Raw genomic sequence first — 17507 nt, forward strand, 5'->3', positions numbered from 1 at the left:
GAGAGGATGGTAAGCGCTGTCCCACCCCCATCTTCTGCCATGCTGTGAGCCATGAGATTGCGCACTGATTGATGTCAGTGCGGGAGTTTCTCCATGGACGCTCGAATGGAGCTTCTCACAATTGGCGGGAGGCGGCGTCGCAATCGGCAGTGGCCCGATGAAGAGAAGGCGCGGATTGTCGCCGAGACGTTGCGACCGGGGGCGACCGTTAGTGAAGTTGCGGAGCGGCATGGGCTGAAGGCCAACCATGTCTCCTCTTGGCGAACCCTCGCGCGGAACGGGAAGCTGGTGCTGCCGGCACCAGAGTATGCGGTGGAGTTTGCGACGCTGATGGTCTCTCCGGTTGATGAGGCAATGGCGGCGGAGCCGGCGGCATCGGCTGGGCCGGAGGTCGTGGTGGGTTCGGTGACCATCCGGCTGGAGCAAGGCGCTTCGGCGGCCCGGATTGCCTCGGTGGTCCACGCGCTGATGGCGGTCTCATGATCTTCCCCTCGAACCGGGTGCGGATCATGGTGGCGACCAAGCCGATCGACTTCCGCAAGGGCCACGACAGCCTGGCGGCGATGGTGAAGAACGAGCTGCACAAGGACCCGTTCACCGGCACGGTCTTTGTGTTCCGCGCCAGGAAGACCGATCGGCTGAAGTTGCTCTACTGGGATGGCACCGGATTGGTGATGGCCTACAAGCGGCTCGAAGAGCATGAGTTCACCTGGCCTGCGGTGAAGGACGGGCTGATGACGCTTAGCCACGCGCAGTTCGAGGCCCTGTTCTCCGGGCTCGACTGGCGGCGGGTTCGGGCCGTGGAAGCGCGGGCTCCAGAAGCCGTGGAATGACTGCGGCAGGATGACTCAGGGCTTCTCTTTTTGCGGGAGTGGCGGCGCCTGATCTGGTAGATTCAGGTCATGCTCGATACCGCCGAACTCCCCGACGACATTGCCACCCTCAAGGCGATGCTTGTCGCTGCGGCGTTACGCGATCAGCGCAAGGATGAGCGGATCACCCAGTTGGAAAAGCTGGTTGCCGCGTTCAAGCAAGCGGCCTTCGGGCGCCGATCGGAAAAGAGCGATCCGGACCAGTTCGAGCTGGCGCTGGAAGATCTGGAAACGGCTATCGCGGCCGTCCACGCCGAGGACGAAGCCGAGGATCGCGCCGCCCGGCGACCGGCCAAGCGGCGCAGCGCCAATCGTGGTTCGCTCCCCAAGCATCTGCCGCGGATCGAGGAGATCATCGAACCCGAAAGCCTGGTCTGTGGCTGCGGCGGCGGTCTGCATTGCTTTGGCGAGGACGTGTCCGAGCGGCTCGACGTGATCCCGGCCCAGTTCCGGGTGATCGTCACCCGCCGCCCCAAATATGCCTGCCGCTCATGCACCGACGGGGTGGTGCAGGCTCCCGCGCCTGCGCGGTTGATCCCGGGCGGGCTGCCGACCGAGGCCATGTTCGCCCATGTCCTGGTCAGCAAATATGCCGATCACCTCCCGCTCTATCGCCAGGCGCAGATCTACAGCCGTCAGGGTGTTGATCTGGATAGATCAACGCTGGCCGACTGGGTCGGTCGGGCGGCAATCGAGCTGCGTCCGGTCTACGATGCCCTGATGGCGGACCTGAAACGGTCATCGAAGCTGTTCATGGACGAAACCCGCGCGCCGGTGCTCGATCCTGGGGCGCGAAAAACCAAGACCGGATACTTCTGGGCTTTGGCCCGCGATGATCTTCCCTGGAATGGCACCGCACCACCCGGTGTGGCCTTCACCTATGCTCCGGGCCGAGGTGGCCTTCATGCCGAACGGATATTGCAGGGCTTTGGCGGCATTCTGCAGGTCGACGGTTATGCCGGCTACAATCGGCTGATCGCGCCCGGCCGCGTCGGCCCGGGTATCCAGCTCGCCTATTGCTGGGCCCATGCCCGTCGCAAGCTGGTTGAGATCACGCGCCGGCACTGCCCCGATTGCAGAAGAGGGTGTGCGGCTCATCGGCGAGCTCTATGCCATTGAAGTCGATATCCGAGGCCTGGGCCCGGATGACCGCCTCGCCGTGCGCCGAAAGCGGTCAACACCGGCCGTGGCCCGGATAAAGGCATGGCTCGACCTTCATCGCGCCCGCGTCTCCGCAAAAGCGCCGCTCGGAGAAGCACTCAGCTACATCGCCAAATACTGGGTCGGGCTCGAGTTGTTCCTGACCGATGGCCGCATCGAGCTCGACAACAATGCCGTCGAGCGGACTATCCGTCCGATTGCACTGAACCGGAAGAACGCGCTCTTTGCCGGTCACGACGCCGGTGCCGAAAACTGGGCTGTCATCGCCTCGCTGATCGAGACCTGCAAGGTGAACGGCGTGGATCCTCAGGCTTGGCTGGCAGTGACCCTCGGCGCCATCGTCGCCGACCACAAGCAGAGCCTGATCAGCGAACTGCTCCCTTGGAACTTCGCTGCCAAGGTGTGACCGGCACGTCGCTTACAGAGGATGGGGAAACTTGGAAGTCTGGTTTCAGGGCGTCGTGGCGGACGGCCGTCAGAGATGCTGGGATATCGGGCGCAACCTTTCACGACCTTCGCGGTACTTTCATCACTCTGGCTTACAGGGCCGGCGCGACAATCAAAGACATAGCTGAAGCCAGCGGTCATGACGAAAAGAATGTCAACCGTCAGCACTACCTCGCAGGTGGCGCTGACACCGTGATTCAACAGCTTGAGTTTTCTTGTTCGTACGCCACAAGATCACACTAGCTGTAAACCGTGGCAAAAACTGTAGACCGAATGGCGAGAGAACCAGCGATGAATTCGAATGAAGAGCGCACAAATTCTGGCAATTCATGGTGCCGGCAGCAGGGTTCGAACCCGCGACCCCCTGATTACAAATCAGGTGCTCTACCAACTGAGCTATACCGGCGTCGTCTGGCGTTTAGCATCGAGTTGGGCGGCCGACAACACTCAATATGAGCTAGGTGCAAAGCCCGTTGCTGGAGGTTGGTGAACTTTTTTTCCGCCGATCCGCTTTGACGCGCATCGCATGATGCGGGTCGTCTGGCCAACGAGGAGGGCTTTCATATCGGCGCCCAACTTGGTGCACAAATTTGCCTTAAGGCCTTGTCGGGCGTGCGTTTCGGCCAGTTTCCGGGTTGATGGCCTACGGGGGTGGAGAGTACCTAACAGTGTCTCAGCTCGTGCCGTAAGGCCCCAAGAACCGGAAGACAGTGTTGGACCAGAACCGACTAACGCATTTGCAGACTCTCGAGGCCGAGAGCATCGAAATCCTGCGGGAAGTTGCCGCGAGTTTCGAGCGGCCGGTAATGATGTATTCGATCGGCAAGGATTCCAGCGTGCTACTGCATTTGGCACGCAAGGCCTTCTTCCCGAGCAAGATTCCGTTTCCACTGCTGCATGTCGATACCACGTTCAAATTTCGCGAAATGATCGCGTTTCGCGATCGGACGGCGGAGGAATATGGGTTTGACCTCATCACCCATACCAATGCCGATGGCGTGCGGGATGGGATCAACCCGTTCGACCACGGTTCATCGCGCTATACCGACATCATGAAGACCGCTGCCCTGCGCCAGGCCCTTACGGCCGGTCAGTATGACGCTGCCATTGGCGGTGCACGGCGCGACGAGGAAAAGTCGCGCGCCAAGGAGCGGGTGTTTTCCCATCGCAATGCCAGCCACGCCTGGGACCCGAAAAACCAGCGCCCCGAGCTGTGGCGGACCTTCAATACGCGGCTCAATCCGGGCGAGAGCATGCGCGTGTTCCCTATCTCGAACTGGACCGAGCTGGACGTTTGGACCTACATTTACTCAGAGCAAATCCCCATCGTGCCGCTCTATTTTGCGCAGCCCCGTCCCGTGGTGGAGCGGTCTGGAACGCTCATAATGGTCGACGACGACCGGCTGCCGCTCAATCCGGGTGAGACGCCTCGCGAGGAAATGGTGCGTTTCCGCACTCTGGGCTGCTATCCGCTGACCGGCGCCATCCGCTCGGATGCGGCCGATCTGCCCTCCATCATCATGGAAATGCAGGCCAGCCGCACGTCGGAGCGCGAAGGACGGCTGATCGACAGCGACAGTGTCGGGTCGATGGAGAAGAAGAAGCAGGAGGGGTATTTCTGATGTCAGCAGTTCCTGCCACCGCCGATACCAGCCTAGATCTCTGGCTTGCCCAGCAGACCGAGAAATCGCTTTTGCGCTTCATGACCTGCGGAAGCGTGGATGACGGCAAGTCGACGCTAATCGGGCGGCTGCTCTATGACAGCCAGTTGATTCTCGATGACCAGTTGGCCAGCCTTAAGAAGGAAAGCCACAATCGCACGGTGGGTGAGGAGGGGATCGATTTCTCACTGCTCGTGGATGGTCTGGTTGCCGAGCGCGAGCAGGGCATTACCATCGATGTGGCTTACCGGTTCTTCTCGACCGACAAGCGCAAATTCATCGTCGCCGATACGCCGGGCCACGAGCAGTACACCCGCAATATGGCGACTGGCGCTTCCAATGCCGAATTGGCTCTGGTGCTGATCGACGCCCGCAAGGGCGTGCTGACACAGACCCGCCGGCACAGTTTCATCCTCTCGCTGATCGGGGTGAAGCATGTAGTGCTGGTGGTCAACAAGATCGACCTGATCGACTACGACCACGAAGCGTTTGACCGCATTGTCGCTGAATATCGGGCCTTTGCCGAGCCGCTGGGGTTCAAGTCCTTGGCCGCTGTGCCGGTGTCGGCGCTGCGTGGGGACAACATCCTGCGCCCGAGCGAGAACACCCCTTGGTACGAGGGTGAGGCGCTGGTGCCTTATCTCGAGACCATCGATGTTTCCGAGGACCGCACGGGAGAAAAGTTCCGTTTCCCGGTGCAGTGGGTTAATCGGCCGAACCTGGATTTCCGCGGATTTTCCGGGACGGTTGCCTCTGGAGCCGTGAGGGTTGGGGACGAAGTGCTCATTGCGGCCTCGCGCAAACCGGCGGTGGTTAGCCGGATCGTGACCATGGATGGCGATCTCGGGCGCGCGATTGCGGGGCAGGCGGTGACCCTGGTGCTGGATCGCGAGGTGGATATATCGCGTGGCGATGTACTCTCGCATGCTGGTGAGACACCTGATTATTCCAATCAGTTCCAGGCCAGGATGGTCTGGATGAACGAAGAGTCGGCCTATCCGGGGCGATCCTATCTGCTCAAGATAGGGGCCCAGACGGTGCCGGCCACGATTACCGATCTCAAGTTCCGCACCAATGTGAATACGCTTGAGCAGACGGCGGCGACCAAGATCGACCTCAATGAGGTCGCGACGGTCACCATCGCCACGGACAAGCCCATTGCCTTTGATCCCTATGCGGTCAACGGGCTGACCGGCGGGTTCATTCTGGTGGACCGCTTGTCCAATGCGACGCTGGGCGCCGGGACCATCGACTTCGGCTTGCGGCGGGCGCAGAACCTGACCTATCAGTCCTTCGATGTGAACCGGGATGTGCGGGCACAGATGAAGGGGCAGACGCCCCGTATCGTCTGGTTCACCGGCCTTTCGGGCTCGGGCAAGTCTTCAGTGGCGAACATTTTGGAGAAGCGCCTGACGGCCGAAGGGCGGCATGCCTATATCCTGGACGGTGACAATGTCCGCCACGGCCTGAACAAGGACCTGGGCTTTACCGAGGCGGCCCGTGTCGAGAACATCCGGCGTGTCGCCGAGGTGGCCAAGCTCATGGCCGATGCCGGTCTGATTGTTCTTGTCTCGTTCATCTCGCCGTTTGAGAAGGAACGCCGGCTGGCGCGCGAAATCGCCGGGGATATCGACTTCACGGAAGTCTATGTGGACACCCCGCTTGAGGTCTGCGAGGCGCGCGACCCCAAGGGGCTCTACAAACGAGCCCGGGCGGGCGAAATCAAGAACTTCACCGGCATCGACTCGCCCTTCGAAGCGCCTATGGATGCAGAGATCGTGCTGCATGGTGCCGAGGCTGCGCCCGACGCGCTGGCCGATCAGCTCCATAGCTTCCTCAAGTTCTGACGCATTTAGGGGGCACCGGTGGTGCCCCTTCCTCTTGCGGTGCATTGTTGCAGGCACGCGCTACTTCTGCTGGTGCCTCAGAGGCGAGCCCCCGATTCGAGCGCTGCGATATCGGTTTGATCCAGGCTGGACAAAGTCTTCATCATCAGGCCCGTAAAGATCGGCTCTCGCTCGTCGGGGTGCGCAAGAATGCGCGGCAGTCCGTTGACCTTGCAGACGAGTGATGAGGACAAGGCCGCCGCGATCTCCGGGCGCAGCAGGTTCAGGGCACGGGCGCCCGGCCCGACGATGAGAATATGCGTTGGGTCGAACATGGCCATCATGCGGCTCAGGCCGTAGCCAATGGCGCGGCCGGCGACGTTGAAGCCGTGGGTGGCGTCGCGGTCTCCGGTTTCGGCTCGATGAATTAGCGCTTCGAACTGCTGGGCAGGGACTGCGGGGGCAGGGGGTGCGGTCTCGGGGACCGAGTAGCTGGTGCGCAGAATACCGTAGTCGGCGGCATAGGCCTCAATGCAGCCACGCATGCCGCATCGGCAAAGGGCTCCATTGGGAATGTGGTTCATGTGGCCAAATTCTGTGGCGCCGCCTTCACTACGGCCGGTGATCTGTCCGCGCAAGCTCAGGCCCATGGCGACCGTCGAGCCCACGAATACGGTAGCGACGCTGGTGTCGTGCAGGCTCGGATCGAGCCAGCGCGTGCCTTCGGCCAGGAGCCGACCGCGCTTGTAGAGCGCCACGGGAAGTCCAGAGCTGCTGGCCAGATCGCCGGCGAACGAAGTACCCGCCAGTTTCGCGATAGGCGACCATTTCAGGCCAGAATTGTCAGGCTCCAATATGCCCTGCACGCTGATGGCTATGCGCCTGAGCGATTTGACCGCTTTGGGGGTGCGCTGGCGGAGGCTTTCCAGATGTGTGGCGAAGAACGCGCTGGGCGCAGTCTCGATGAAGGTCGTGGGTGTTATCGCGGTCTCGATCCGGTCCACCAGGACACCTGAATAGTCGACCAGAGAGGCGCGCAGCCGATTCACATCGATTTCGAACAGGACTACAAAAGCGGCGGCGCGATTAAAGCCCACCATGGTGGCGGGTCTTCCGCGCATGCGGCCGTCTGTGCGGTCGGAACTGGTCAGTTCCTCGACGACGCGTTGGGCCAGCAGGTCCTGCATAATGGCGGTTACGCTGGCATGGCTGAGTCCGGTGACACCAGCCAAAACCGTTCGCGATTGCGGACCGCCCGAGCGCAGCGCGCTCAGGATCAAGCCGCGATTTTGCCGACGGACGCTATCACTATCGCTGACGTTTCGCGTCAAGCGGTCTTCTCCCCCAACCTCTGTGCCTTAAACAGCATTGTGCAGGCCATATCGCAACTTGCGATTATCTTCGAGGCTCGAAAATGACGTTGACACGCCGCAATGCAACATGCGAGACCTTTTTTCGAGCAATGAAAATAATGCTCAGGGCGCAGGGAGGCGGTGCCCGGTTGGGGATGAACCGCCAACTTGCATTGCGGGCAGCCATGTTGCCCATAGGGAGGACAGATATGAACAAATTTGCAGCAATCCTGCTTGCATCGACGGCCCTTTTCGGCACCGCGATTGCGCAGGATGAAATTGTCGTCGGCGTTTCCTGGAACAATTTCCAGGAAGAGCGTTGGAAAACCGACGAAGCCGCCATCAAGGCCGCTCTTGAAGCCGCTGGCGCCCAGTATATTTCGGCCGACGCCCAGTCGTCCGCGTCCAAGCAGCTGACCGACATTGAAAGCCTGATCAGCCAGGGTGCAGATGCGCTGATCGTTCTGGCCCAGGACAGCGACGCTATCGGGCCCGCCGTGGCTGCTGCCGTTGCCGAAGGCATTCCGGTTGTCGGCTACGACCGCCTGATCGAGAATCCAGACGCCTTCTACCTGACCTTCGACAACAAGGAAGTGGGCCGCATGCAGGCGCGCGGCGTGTTCGAAGTGCAGCCGGAAGGCAACTATGTCTTCATCAAGGGGAATTCGGCCGATCCCAATGCCGACTTCCTGTTTGCCGGCCAGATGGAAGTGCTGCAGGAAGCGATCGACTCCGGTGCCATCGTCAATGTCGGCGAGGCCTATACCGAGAATTGGAATCCGGAAGTCGCTCAGGGGAACATGGAGCAGTTCCTCACCGCCAACAACAACGAGGTTGACGCTGTCGTCGCCTCCAATGACGGTACTGCCGGCGGCGCTATCGCGGCCCTCAGCGCGCAGGGACTTGCTGGCTCCGTGCCGGTTTCCGGGCAGGATGGCGACCATGCCGCCCTCAACCGGATCGCATTGGGTACCCAGACCGTGTCGGTGTGGAAGGATGCGCGCGAGCTTGGCAAGAAGGCTGCCGAAATTGCCGTCGAACTGGCGGGTGGCGCGGCTCTCGATGAAGTCACCGGGGCGACCAAGTTCTCCGACGGTCCGAATGGCGTCGAGATGAACGCGGTGCTGCTGGCGCCCGTGCCCGTGACCCAAGACAACCTCAATGTCGTGATTGATGCTGGCTGGGTGTCCAAGGACGTCGTGTGTCAGGGCGTTGCGGCCGGTTCCGTCGCCGCGTGTGACTAAGGTCATCTTGTACTAGACTGACCAGCAGGTGCCGCGGCGTAACGCGCTGCGGCATCTGCTTTGGATCAGACCGCGTCCCGGCCCGCCGGAGCGCTTCTTCCATGGGGGATATTGATGGCCGAGCCGCGCGCCATGACGAGCACCACACATCCGAGCCAGACGGTGCAGAATCCGTTTCAGCGGTTCCTGATCGCCACCGAAATCGACACCCGTCTGTTGGGCATGATCGGCGCGCTGGCCATCATCTGGGTGGGCTTCAACTTCTTTTCCGGCGGGTTGTTCCTGACGCCGCGCAATCTCTGGAACCTGTCGGTCCAGACCGCATCCGTCGCCGTGATGGTGACGGGCATGGTGCTGGTCATCGTCACCCGGAACATCGATCTGTCCGTCGGCTCGATCCTGGGCGTGGTGGGCATGGTCATGGGCGTCATGCAAACCCAGATCCTGCCAGTGCAGTTCGGGCTGGGCCTTGGCCATCCGATGATCTGGATTTTGTCGCTGGCTACCGGGCTGGCTGTTGGCGTTGGCATTGGGGGGCTGCAAGGCGCCATCATTGCCTACCTGCGCGTGCCGGCCTTCATCGTCACGCTGGGGGGCTATCTGGTCTGGCGCGGCGCGGCGTGGTGGGTCACGGCGGGCCGGACCGTGGCGCCAATGGATTCGACCTTTCAGTTGATGGGCGGTGGCCCGAACGGTTCGATCGGCGCGCTGTGGAGCTGGGTGATCGCAGTGGTGGCCTGCGTCGCCATTGTCCTAGGGCTCTATTTCGGACGACGTCAGCGCCAACGGTACAACTTCCCGCTGCGTCCAGTCTGGGCCGAGGTGTCGCTTGCCGTTATCGGCTGCGGCGCAACTATTGCCGCAGTGTGGGTCGCCAATGCCTATCCCTGGCCTGTTCGCATTGCCGAGAATTTCGCAGAGGCCAACGGCATTGCTGTACCAGAAGGCGGGCTGTTCATTTCTCACGGCATCGCCATTCCGGTGCTGATTGCAGTGGGCGTTGGGGTCGTCATGACCTTCCTTGCGACCCGCACCAGGTTTGGCCGTTATGTCTATGCCATGGGTGGTAATCCCGAGGCAGCGGAACTCGCAGGCATCAATACCCGCTGGGTGACGGTCAAGATATTCATGTTGATGGGCGCGCTGTGCGCCATAGCGGCCGCCATTTCGACGGCCCGCCTCAACGCCGCGACCAATGCCCTCGGCACACTGGACGAGCTCTATGTCATCGCGGCAGCGGTGATCGGCGGCACGTCGCTAGCCGGCGGCGTCGGCACGATTGCTGGGGCGCTGTTGGGTGCCGTGGTCATGCAGTCGCTGCAGTCCGGCATGGTGCTGATGGGCATCGACAGCCCGTTGCAGTCAATCGTGGTTGGTATCGTTCTCGTCTTTGCGGTGTGGCTCGACACGCTCTACCGCCGGAACAAGCATTAGGAGTTGCGACATGCTGGATACCGGCAAACCTCTGGTCGAAATGACCGACATCTCGATTTCCTTCGGTGGTATTCACGCCGTGGATCGCGCCTCCATCGACTTGCATAGCGGAGAAGTGGTGGGACTGCTTGGCCACAACGGCGCGGGCAAGTCCACGCTGATCAAGATCCTGTCGGGCGCCTATAAGCGCGATGCCGGTGAAATCCGCATCAATGGCGAGGCCGCCACGATCAACAATCCGCGCGACGCCAAGGCCTACGGGATCGAAACGATCTATCAGCAGCTTGCCGTTGCCGACAATGTCGATGCGGCGGCCAACCTCTTCCTCGGGCGCGAGATGGTGACCTCCATCGGAACCCTGGACGATGCTGCCATGGAGTCCAAGGCCCGCGAGGTCATGGGCCGGCTCAATCCGAATTTCCGGCGGTTCAAGGAGCCGGTCAAAGCCTTGTCGGGTGGCCAGCGCCAGTCGGTGGCTATTGCCCGGGCGATATTGTTCAACGCTCGCATCCTGATCATGGACGAACCGACCGCTGCGCTGGGTCCGCAAGAGACGGCGCAGGTGGGCGAACTGATCAAGCAGCTCAAATCCGAGGGGATCGGCATTTTCCTCATCAGCCACGACATTCATGACGTATTCGACCTGGCAGACCGGGTTGTGGTGATGAAGAACGGGCAGGTGGTCGGCCAGGCCAAGACTTCGGACGTCACGAAGGATGAAGTGCTGGGAATGATCATCATGGGCAAGGTTCCGCCCGGTGCCCAGCCGGGACCGGGAGCCATTGCGGGCTGACCAGCGTTTCCCCGACGCGGCCTTTACTGGCCGCGTCGCAGGGTTCACGCCATGAGTATCAAGTCATCCAGATCGCTATTGCATCGGCGCATCATGCCGCGCCACGCGCAATCCTATGCTGGTCTTGCCGTTGGAGCGATTACTCTTGCGGCTTCTCTCTGGCTTGTGCCCAAGCATGCCATCGGCCTGAGTTCGAACGCCCTATTCGTGGTGTTCCTCACCCTGACTTTCGTCAAATTGCCCTATCTGACGGCAGATTATCTACAGCATCATGCCCGGGACGAAGACACGCCTGCGGCCGGCATTTTCGCAATCGTCTTGCTGGTGGTGCTGACGTCGGTCGTGTCGCTGGCCTTGGCGCTGTCGAGCGGTGACAAGCCGGACCCGATTGCGGTTACTCTCGGGGTGGCGTCCGTCGTGCTTGGCTGGTTCACCGTGCAGGCGCTGGGCGCGCTGCATTATGCTTATGAATTCTATCAGGCGCCGGAAGAGCGGCATAAGGCGGGTCGGGAGAATGCAGGGGGGTTGCAATTTCCCGGAGACGAAAAGCCGGACGGCGTCGCCTTCATGTATTTCTCCTATACGGTGGGGACCTCCGTCGCGACCTCGGACGTCAAGATAGCCAGCAACAGCATGCGAAAGCGTGTCTCGATCCATCTGGTGTTTTCGCACCTCTACAACACGCTGCTGCTCGCCTCGGCGGTCAATGTGATGCTCAGTCTCGGCGGGGGGAGCGGCTAGCGGTTGCGGCTGGGTCGGGGGGCGTGGCATGTTCCGGCCAGCAGACTGGAGTCGTTGAACCATGAAAACCCGTGCCGCCGTAGCCCTTGCCGCAGGAAAGCCACTTGAGATCGTCGAGGTGGACCTCGAGGGCCCAAAGGCCGGTGAAGTGCTTATCGAGATCAAGGCGACAGGCCTCTGCCATACCGATGATTTCACCCTCAGCGGCGCCGATCCGGAAGGCTTGTTTCCCTCCATTCTCGGGCATGAGGGGGCCGGCGTCGTGGTCGATGTCGGGCCCGGTGTCACCAGCGTCAAGAAGGGTGATCACGTCATCCCGCTCTATACGCCCGAATGCCGTGAATGCTATTCCTGCCGCTCGGGCAAGACCAATCTCTGTACTGCCATCCGCGCCACGCAAGGGCAGGGACTCATGCCTGACGGCACATCGCGCTTCTCGCTCGAAGGACAGCCGATTTTCCACTATATGGGGTGTTCGACTTTTTCGAACTACACCGTGATGCCAGAAATAGCCGTTGCCAAAATCGACCAGGCGGCCGCGTTCGACAAGGTCTGCTATGTGGGCTGTGGTGTGACGACCGGCATCGGGGCGGTGATCAATACGGCCAAGGTGGAAATCGGCGCTACCGCGGTGGTGTTCGGCCTGGGTGGTATTGGCCTGAATGTGATCCAGGGGCTGCGGCTGGCCGGCGCCGACAAGATCATCGGTGTCGATATCAATAACGGCAAGAAGGAATGGGGCGAGCGCTTCGGCATGACCCATTTCGTCAACCCCACCGAAATCGGTGAGGATGTCGTTCCCTATCTCATCAACCTGACCAAGCGGCGCGGTGATCTAATCGGCGGTGCTGACTACACATTCGATTGCACCGGTAACACCAAGGTTATGCGTCAGGCGCTCGAATGTGCGCATCGCGGCTGGGGCAAGTCGGTCGTCATCGGGGTGGCCGGTGCAGGCCAGGAGATTTCGACGCGCCCCTTCCAGCTGGTGACCGGTCGCACCTGGATGGGCACGGCCTTCGGCGGCGCCAAGGGGCGGACCGACGTGCCCAAGATCGTTGACTGGTATCTCGATGGCAAGATCGAGATCGATCCGATGATCACCCATACCCTTCGGCTCGAAGATATCAACAAGGGCTTCGATATGATGCATTCGGGCGAAAGCATCCGCTCGGTAGTAGTTTACTGATCGTGACAACTCGCATAGTTTGAGAGGTGCGGCATGGCCGCATTTCCCAAACATATGTGATGAGGCAACGGCATGAATAATGCTGGCGAAAGCCTTTTTGTGCTGACCGGTGCGCCTGGCGCCGGCAAGACGACACTTCTCGAGGCTGCAGCAGCCCGAGGATTGCGCGTCGGGCGTGAGGCGGCAAGGGCGGTCATTCAGGTGCAGACCGCCATTGATGGACCGGCCCTGCAATGGCGCGACCCGGCACGCTTTGCCGAATTGATGCTCGATAGGGATATCCAGACCTATGAATCTCTTCTAGCGAGCGACGGACCGGCGCTGTGCGATCGGGGCATTCCTGACCTGGTGGCCTATGGCAGGATCATCGGATTGACCGAGACGGCGCATTTCGCCCGCGCCAGCAGGCTCTATCGCTACAATCCCACGGTGTTTTTTGCGCCCCCCTGGCGCGAGATTTACGCTGATGATGCCGAACGCACTGAGGGCTGGGAGCATGCGCAGCGCATTTATGGGCCGATGTGTGACGCCTATCGGGAAATGGGGTATCGCGTGGTGGAGCTTCCCAAGGCACCGGTCGAGGAGAGGTTAGGCTTCATGCTGGATATGATCTCCCATGCCTGATCCCATTATTTTCGTCGATGCCGACGCCTGCCCGGTCAAGGAGGAGGCAAGAAAGGTCGCCGAGCGGCTTGGCCTGGTCATCACCATTGTCAGCAATGGCGGCATCAGGCCGTCGCGCGATCCAATGGTTCGGGTGGTGGTGGTTCCGGCGGGCGCGGATGCGGCAGATGACTGGATTGTCGAACATGCGCGGGCGAACGACATCGTCCTGACGGCAGATATTCCGCTCGCCAGCCGCGCTATCGACAAGGGCTGCCATGTGCTGGGTTTTACCGGCAAGCCGTTCACCCCGGCATCCATCGGCATGGCCCTGGCGATGCGCGATCTCAAGCAGCATCTGCGGGAAACCGGTGAGATTGCCGGATACAATGCGGGGTTTCGGCCGGCAGACCGTTCGGCGTTTCTCAGTGCGCTCGATACTTTGGGCAGGAAGGCTAAAAGCTTGGTGAGTAAGTAATCTTTAAGGTCTTGCGAGGGGATTGTTAACCATAAATCGCGAAAACTGCATCCACTTGATTTGGACGGGTGGGTTCTGTTTTGCGGTTGTTTTCTACGATCCTGTGTTCAGGCCTGCTTGCTCTGTCCATGGCCGGATGTGCCAAGCCGATCAGTCAAAATTCTCCTACACATGCTGCAGCGCAAATCCGTGACGAAGTGGTTACGGGAAGTGTTGCGCGGTCCGCCTCTGCCAGGTTGGAGCAGTCCAGGCCCAGCCGGATCTTCGGCTCCGGCCATCTGGCCGGGCGAACGCTGGAGGTGGCATCCACCGCCGACATCATTCTGCGGCCCGGCGAGGTCATCCTGACTTTTGACGATGGTCCGCGCGCTGGCAAAACGCCCAAAATTCTCGACGCGCTCGATCAGTATGGGGTCAAGGGTACCTTTCTGATGCTGGGGTCGGCCGCCAAGGCCAATCCGGAACTCGCACAGGAGGTCGCTCGTCGCGGCCACACAGTGGGCAGCCACACATTTGACCATGCCAATCTGGCCAATCTGCCAAGACAGGCCGCGCTCGACGAAATCGCGCGGGGCGAAGCCGCCGTGGCCGAGGCCCTGGGTGGGGCAGGGCGGTTGGCTCCATTCTTCCGCTTCCCCTACCTTGCGCAGACGGGCTTCCTACGGACCAGCCTGCTGCATGGCGATATGGTGGTGCTCGATGTCGATATCGACAGCAAGGACTACTACAAGGAGAGCGCTGAGACGGTTGCCGCGCGGACCCTGAGCCGGCTCGACGCGCGCGGCAGCGGCATCATCCTGTTCCACGATATCCACCAACGCACAGTCGAGCTGTTGCCTGATCTTCTGGCCGAACTCCAGGCTCGCGGCTATTCCGTGGTCCGGCTCGCGCCCAAGGATAGTGGTGTATTTGGCCGCAGCGTCATCACCGCAGAGCTCAGCGACGTCTAACCAGAAATCACACCGGTAACAAATTCGTTTCGGAATTTTCCTTCCGGATCAAGGCGCTGCGCGAGGGCGCGGAAGTCGGACATGCGTGGGAACCGTGCAGCAATTGTCGACGCCGGCAAGGTAAAGAGCTTGGCCCAATGCGGCCGCGGGTTGAACGGGGCCAATGCCGCCTCCACCGCTTGAACTGCCGCGTTGGCCGGCTCCCATTCCGGATGCCAGGTGAAATGAAAGCCGATGGTGTCCTGCCGATAGGCAGAGCTGAGCCATAGTGTATCAGCGGCCACCGAACGGATTTCAGAGATAAAGAGCGCGTCCGAAAAGCTCTCCTGTGCGGCATGCAGGGCGGCAATGGCGGCCGGGGCGTCGGTGCGTTTGACGAAGAATTCCGATTGCAGTTCCGCGCCCGCCGAAGCGGTGTTGCCAATGGCAAAGTGGAACAGCCGCTCGTGCCAGGGGCCGGCAATGCCGAATTGCTGCGTACAGTTGGAGCCATCCATATCGGGAATCGGATGGCAGGGGACGGAGGCGGCCTTGGCGCCAAGGACCTCGGCCGGCGGCTCACCGGCGCTAGCCAGAGCCTTGACCCAGATCTGGTCGATTGTTGTGCCCTGCCAGCGCGTGAACAGGCTGACGCTATAGGCCCGGGCCATCAGGGCACTAAGATTGTCGATGGCGGCCGTGACCGGCAGACCAAGATAGACGTTCTGACGAATGTCGAAGCGGGGGACGATGTCCAGCGTCATCTCGCAGATCACCCCAAGCGCACCGAGGCCAACGACGACCCCGTCAAAGTCGGCGTCGGCCCGGCTAAAGCTCGCAACCTCACCTGAGGCCGTCACCAATTTGAGGCCGGATATGGCTGCCGCCAGGTTCTGGTTGCCGTCGCCCGAGCCGTGAGTTGCGGTTACCACCGCCCCGGCAATGGTGATGTTGGGCAGCGACGCCACATTGCGCAGCGCAAAGCCCGCCCTGTTCAGGACGGGCGCGACATCGGAATAGGTTGCGCCGCCATCAATGGTGACCGTCCCGGTGGCGCCGTCAATTTCGATCCGGCGGGGCAGATCCGACAGGATGATAAGCGTGTCATCTGTGTCGGCAATGGTGTTGAAGGAATGTCCCGAGCCCAGAACGCGCACTTTTTTGGCCGAGCGCACCGCTTCCTGCAATTCGGCAAGTGAGCGAGGGCGCAGCACTGTTCGAGCGGAAAACGCGATATTGCCCGCCCAGTTCTTTGGTCCTCCGCCGCTCATTCGTCCTCATCGTCCTCAACATCGGTCAGATAGACCGAGATTTCGATATCGATGCCGTATGCCGCGATGGCTGCAGCGGCATGTGCAGGGAGGCGGGCGGACATGGCTTCGCCCTCGGCCGGATAGTCGAACGCGATATCGAGCACGGCCTTGCCGATGCGGCGATCGTCCAGCATCGCGGCAATTGCTGCTCCGGATCGTTCTGCCAGTTCAAGCAGGGCGCGAACCGGGTTTGCGGTGGCAACATCAACCTGCGCGTAGAAGCTACCTTCAGCGTCTTCTGCCTCATACCGAACGGTCAGTTGCTTGAGTGCGGCGTCCAGATCCCGCTGCGGGATGGTGACCCCGGAAAGACGAAGAGCGATGGCGAAGGGTTCAAACTGGCTCATGCGGTTCTGCCTGCAGTCGCCGCGAACAGGGCAATGGCGGCTGCATTGGACACGTTGAGTGATTTGATCGGCCCCGGCATGTCGAGGCGCACCATTTCGTCGCACAACTCGCGGGTGCGTTGGCGCAGGCCCTTGCCCTCGGCGCCCATCACGACGGCCAGGGGGACCTGATCCGTGCGGGGGCGCAGCGGCGCTTCAGCTTCTGAATCAAATCCCAACACCAACATGCCGCGCTGCTTGAGGTTTTCCAGCGTGTTGCCCAGATTGCGCACCTCGATCATCGGGACGAGGTCGAGTGCCCCGGAGGCGGCCTTGGCCATCACGCCAGTCTCCCTTGGGGAGTGGCGGGCCGTAGTGATTACCGCATCGGCACCGAAGGCGCAGGCGGTGCGCAGAATGGCACCCACATTGTGCGGGTCGGTCAACTGGTCGAGGACCACTACAAGCTTGAGTTGAGCAATGTCGTCCAGACCGAAGCGGCTGACGGGATCGACCTCGAGGGCAACGCCCTGATGCACGGCCTCGCCACCCAGCAGGCGATCGAGTTCCTTGGGGGTGGTCTCGGTCACGGCGACCTTGCCGATTTCGCCCGATTCTTTCAGGCGATTGAGGGCGTTTGGCGTGGCCAGAAGTGCCTTCTTGATGCGGCCCGGATTATCCAGCGCGGCGCGCACGGTGTGCAGGCCGTATAGATAGACCGGTCCGGTATCGGGATCATATTTGGGCTTGGGCGGAAATTTGTTGCGGCTCATGGTGCGAGCGGTAGCCGGTTTGCCTGATTTCCGCAAGAAAATGCCCGCAAGGCTTGCACCATTAGAGCGCGGCACACAGCGGCAGCGACGGTATGCGTGTGAATTTTCCCCGACGGCCCGGCCAGAGACCTGATCGACGGAACGGAGATAGAATTCAGTCTGTATCGATCCAGACCGCGACAATTCTCTCGCCCGTTTAGGCGAAACCAGGTGGTGCGTCCGGCGACTCTGCGATGTGAAGGCCGATGTGTCACCCCTCGGCGACATCTAGGGCAGTTCGACCGGAGTGGCCGGTGATAGATGAACGGCGACCCCGCCGGCTCCCTCCGGGAGTCCGACGCTCCAGAGCCTGCAAAGGGTTGTGG

The 17507-nt window shown here is 61.3% G+C and carries 17 protein-coding genes, 1 tRNA gene and 1 pseudogene; 14 read left to right on the forward strand and 5 right to left on the reverse strand.

Annotated features, from left to right (window positions below; genetic code table 11):
• Nucleotides 1–105: 105 nt before the first annotated feature.
• The 4 genes and pseudogenes from ACE4RL_RS10600 (at nucleotide 106) to ACE4RL_RS10615 (ending at nucleotide 2723) form a co-directional block, all read left to right on the forward strand.
• Nucleotides 106–483, forward strand: a complete 378-nt coding sequence (locus ACE4RL_RS10600) for a transposase (protein ID WP_375597161.1) — start codon at nucleotides 106–108, stop codon at nucleotides 481–483.
• Nucleotides 480–833 carry an IS66 family insertion sequence element accessory protein TnpB gene (tnpB, locus tag ACE4RL_RS10605; protein ID WP_375597162.1) on the forward strand — a complete coding sequence of 118 codons (354 nt, stop codon included), beginning with the start codon at nucleotides 480–482 and terminating at the stop codon, nucleotides 831–833. Before ACE4RL_RS10600 ends, tnpB begins: the two co-directional genes overlap by 4 nt.
• Before the next feature lie 69 nt (nucleotides 834–902).
• Nucleotides 903–2439, forward strand: a pseudogene (locus tag ACE4RL_RS10610) (IS66 family transposase).
• The gene (locus ACE4RL_RS10615) at nucleotides 2436–2723 is read left to right on the forward strand and encodes a tyrosine-type recombinase/integrase (RefSeq protein WP_375600265.1); all 288 of its coding nucleotides are present in this window, start codon (nucleotides 2436–2438) and stop codon (nucleotides 2721–2723) included. The pseudogene ACE4RL_RS10610 and the gene ACE4RL_RS10615 overlap by 4 nt, the downstream one beginning before the upstream one ends.
• A gap of 87 nt (nucleotides 2724–2810) precedes the next feature.
• Here ACE4RL_RS10615 and ACE4RL_RS10620 read toward each other — a convergent pair.
• Nucleotides 2811–2886, reverse strand: a tRNA-Thr gene (locus ACE4RL_RS10620).
• A gap of 307 nt (nucleotides 2887–3193) precedes the next feature.
• Here ACE4RL_RS10620 and cysD point away from each other — a divergent pair.
• Complete coding sequence (gene cysD / locus ACE4RL_RS10625; protein ID WP_375597163.1) at nucleotides 3194–4102, forward strand: sulfate adenylyltransferase subunit CysD; 909 nt, start codon at nucleotides 3194–3196, stop codon at nucleotides 4100–4102.
• Nucleotides 4102–5988 carry a sulfate adenylyltransferase subunit CysN gene (gene cysN / locus ACE4RL_RS10630; protein WP_375597164.1) on the forward strand — a complete coding sequence of 629 codons (1887 nt, stop codon included), beginning with the start codon at nucleotides 4102–4104 and terminating at the stop codon, nucleotides 5986–5988. Before cysD ends, cysN begins: the two co-directional genes overlap by 1 nt.
• Before the next feature lie 77 nt (nucleotides 5989–6065).
• On the opposite strand, the gene ACE4RL_RS10635 is transcribed toward cysN, so the two are convergent.
• Nucleotides 6066–7298, reverse strand: a complete 1233-nt coding sequence (locus ACE4RL_RS10635; RefSeq protein WP_375597165.1) for an ROK family protein — start codon at nucleotides 7296–7298, stop codon at nucleotides 6066–6068.
• A gap of 230 nt (nucleotides 7299–7528) precedes the next feature.
• On the opposite strand from ACE4RL_RS10635, the gene xylF reads away from it, so the two are divergent.
• From xylF to ACE4RL_RS10675, 8 genes are all read left to right on the forward strand, one after another.
• Nucleotides 7529–8563, forward strand: a complete 1035-nt coding sequence (gene xylF / locus ACE4RL_RS10640) for a D-xylose ABC transporter substrate-binding protein (RefSeq protein WP_375597166.1) — start codon at nucleotides 7529–7531, stop codon at nucleotides 8561–8563.
• Between the two features lie 114 nt (nucleotides 8564–8677).
• Nucleotides 8678–9997 (forward strand): sugar ABC transporter permease, encoded by a 1320-nt coding sequence (locus ACE4RL_RS10645; RefSeq protein WP_375597167.1) that lies wholly within the window; start codon nucleotides 8678–8680, stop codon nucleotides 9995–9997.
• 10 nt (nucleotides 9998–10007) lie between these two features.
• Nucleotides 10008–10790: an ATP-binding cassette domain-containing protein gene (locus ACE4RL_RS10650; RefSeq protein ID WP_375597168.1), complete on the forward strand. Its 783-nt coding sequence runs from the start codon at nucleotides 10008–10010 to the stop codon at nucleotides 10788–10790.
• 51 nt (nucleotides 10791–10841) lie between these two features.
• Nucleotides 10842–11531 (forward strand): DUF1345 domain-containing protein, encoded by a 690-nt coding sequence (locus tag ACE4RL_RS10655; RefSeq protein WP_375597169.1) that lies wholly within the window; start codon nucleotides 10842–10844, stop codon nucleotides 11529–11531.
• A 61-nt stretch (nucleotides 11532–11592) separates the two neighbouring features.
• The gene (locus ACE4RL_RS10660) at nucleotides 11593–12720 is read left to right on the forward strand and encodes an S-(hydroxymethyl)glutathione dehydrogenase/class III alcohol dehydrogenase (protein ID WP_375597170.1); all 1128 of its coding nucleotides are present in this window, start codon (nucleotides 11593–11595) and stop codon (nucleotides 12718–12720) included.
• Between the two features lie 72 nt (nucleotides 12721–12792).
• On the forward strand, nucleotides 12793–13344 hold the full coding sequence (locus tag ACE4RL_RS10665; protein WP_375597171.1) for an AAA family ATPase: 552 nt from the start codon (nucleotides 12793–12795) through the stop codon (nucleotides 13342–13344).
• A complete protein-coding gene (locus ACE4RL_RS10670; protein WP_375597172.1) occupies nucleotides 13337–13801 on the forward strand; it encodes a YaiI/YqxD family protein in 465 nt (154 codons plus the stop codon). Before ACE4RL_RS10665 ends, ACE4RL_RS10670 begins: the two co-directional genes overlap by 8 nt.
• Nucleotides 13802–14100: 299 nt before the next feature.
• Nucleotides 14101–14751 (forward strand): polysaccharide deacetylase family protein, encoded by a 651-nt coding sequence (locus ACE4RL_RS10675; RefSeq protein ID WP_375597173.1) that lies wholly within the window; start codon nucleotides 14101–14103, stop codon nucleotides 14749–14751.
• Here the strand turns inward: ACE4RL_RS10675 and ACE4RL_RS10680 are convergent.
• The 3 genes from ACE4RL_RS10680 to rlmB are packed head-to-tail and all read right to left on the reverse strand — an operon-like array spanning nucleotide 14748 to nucleotide 17142.
• Nucleotides 14748–16001 carry an FAD-binding protein gene (locus tag ACE4RL_RS10680; protein WP_375597174.1) on the reverse strand — a complete coding sequence of 418 codons (1254 nt, stop codon included), beginning with the start codon at nucleotides 15999–16001 and terminating at the stop codon, nucleotides 14748–14750. The two genes, ACE4RL_RS10675 and ACE4RL_RS10680, sit on opposite strands and share 4 nt — an antisense overlap.
• A complete protein-coding gene (locus ACE4RL_RS10685; RefSeq protein WP_375597175.1) occupies nucleotides 15998–16390 on the reverse strand; it encodes a hypothetical protein in 393 nt (130 codons plus the stop codon). Before ACE4RL_RS10685 ends, ACE4RL_RS10680 begins: the two co-directional genes overlap by 4 nt.
• The gene (gene rlmB, locus ACE4RL_RS10690; protein WP_375597176.1) at nucleotides 16387–17142 is read right to left on the reverse strand and encodes a 23S rRNA (guanosine(2251)-2'-O)-methyltransferase RlmB; all 756 of its coding nucleotides are present in this window, start codon (nucleotides 17140–17142) and stop codon (nucleotides 16387–16389) included. Before rlmB ends, ACE4RL_RS10685 begins: the two co-directional genes overlap by 4 nt.
• Nucleotides 17143–17507: the final 365 nt, after the last annotated feature.

Source organism: Devosia polycyclovorans, assembly GCF_042181575.1.
GTDB classification, from domain to species: domain Bacteria; phylum Pseudomonadota; class Alphaproteobacteria; order Rhizobiales; family Devosiaceae; genus Devosia; species Devosia polycyclovorans.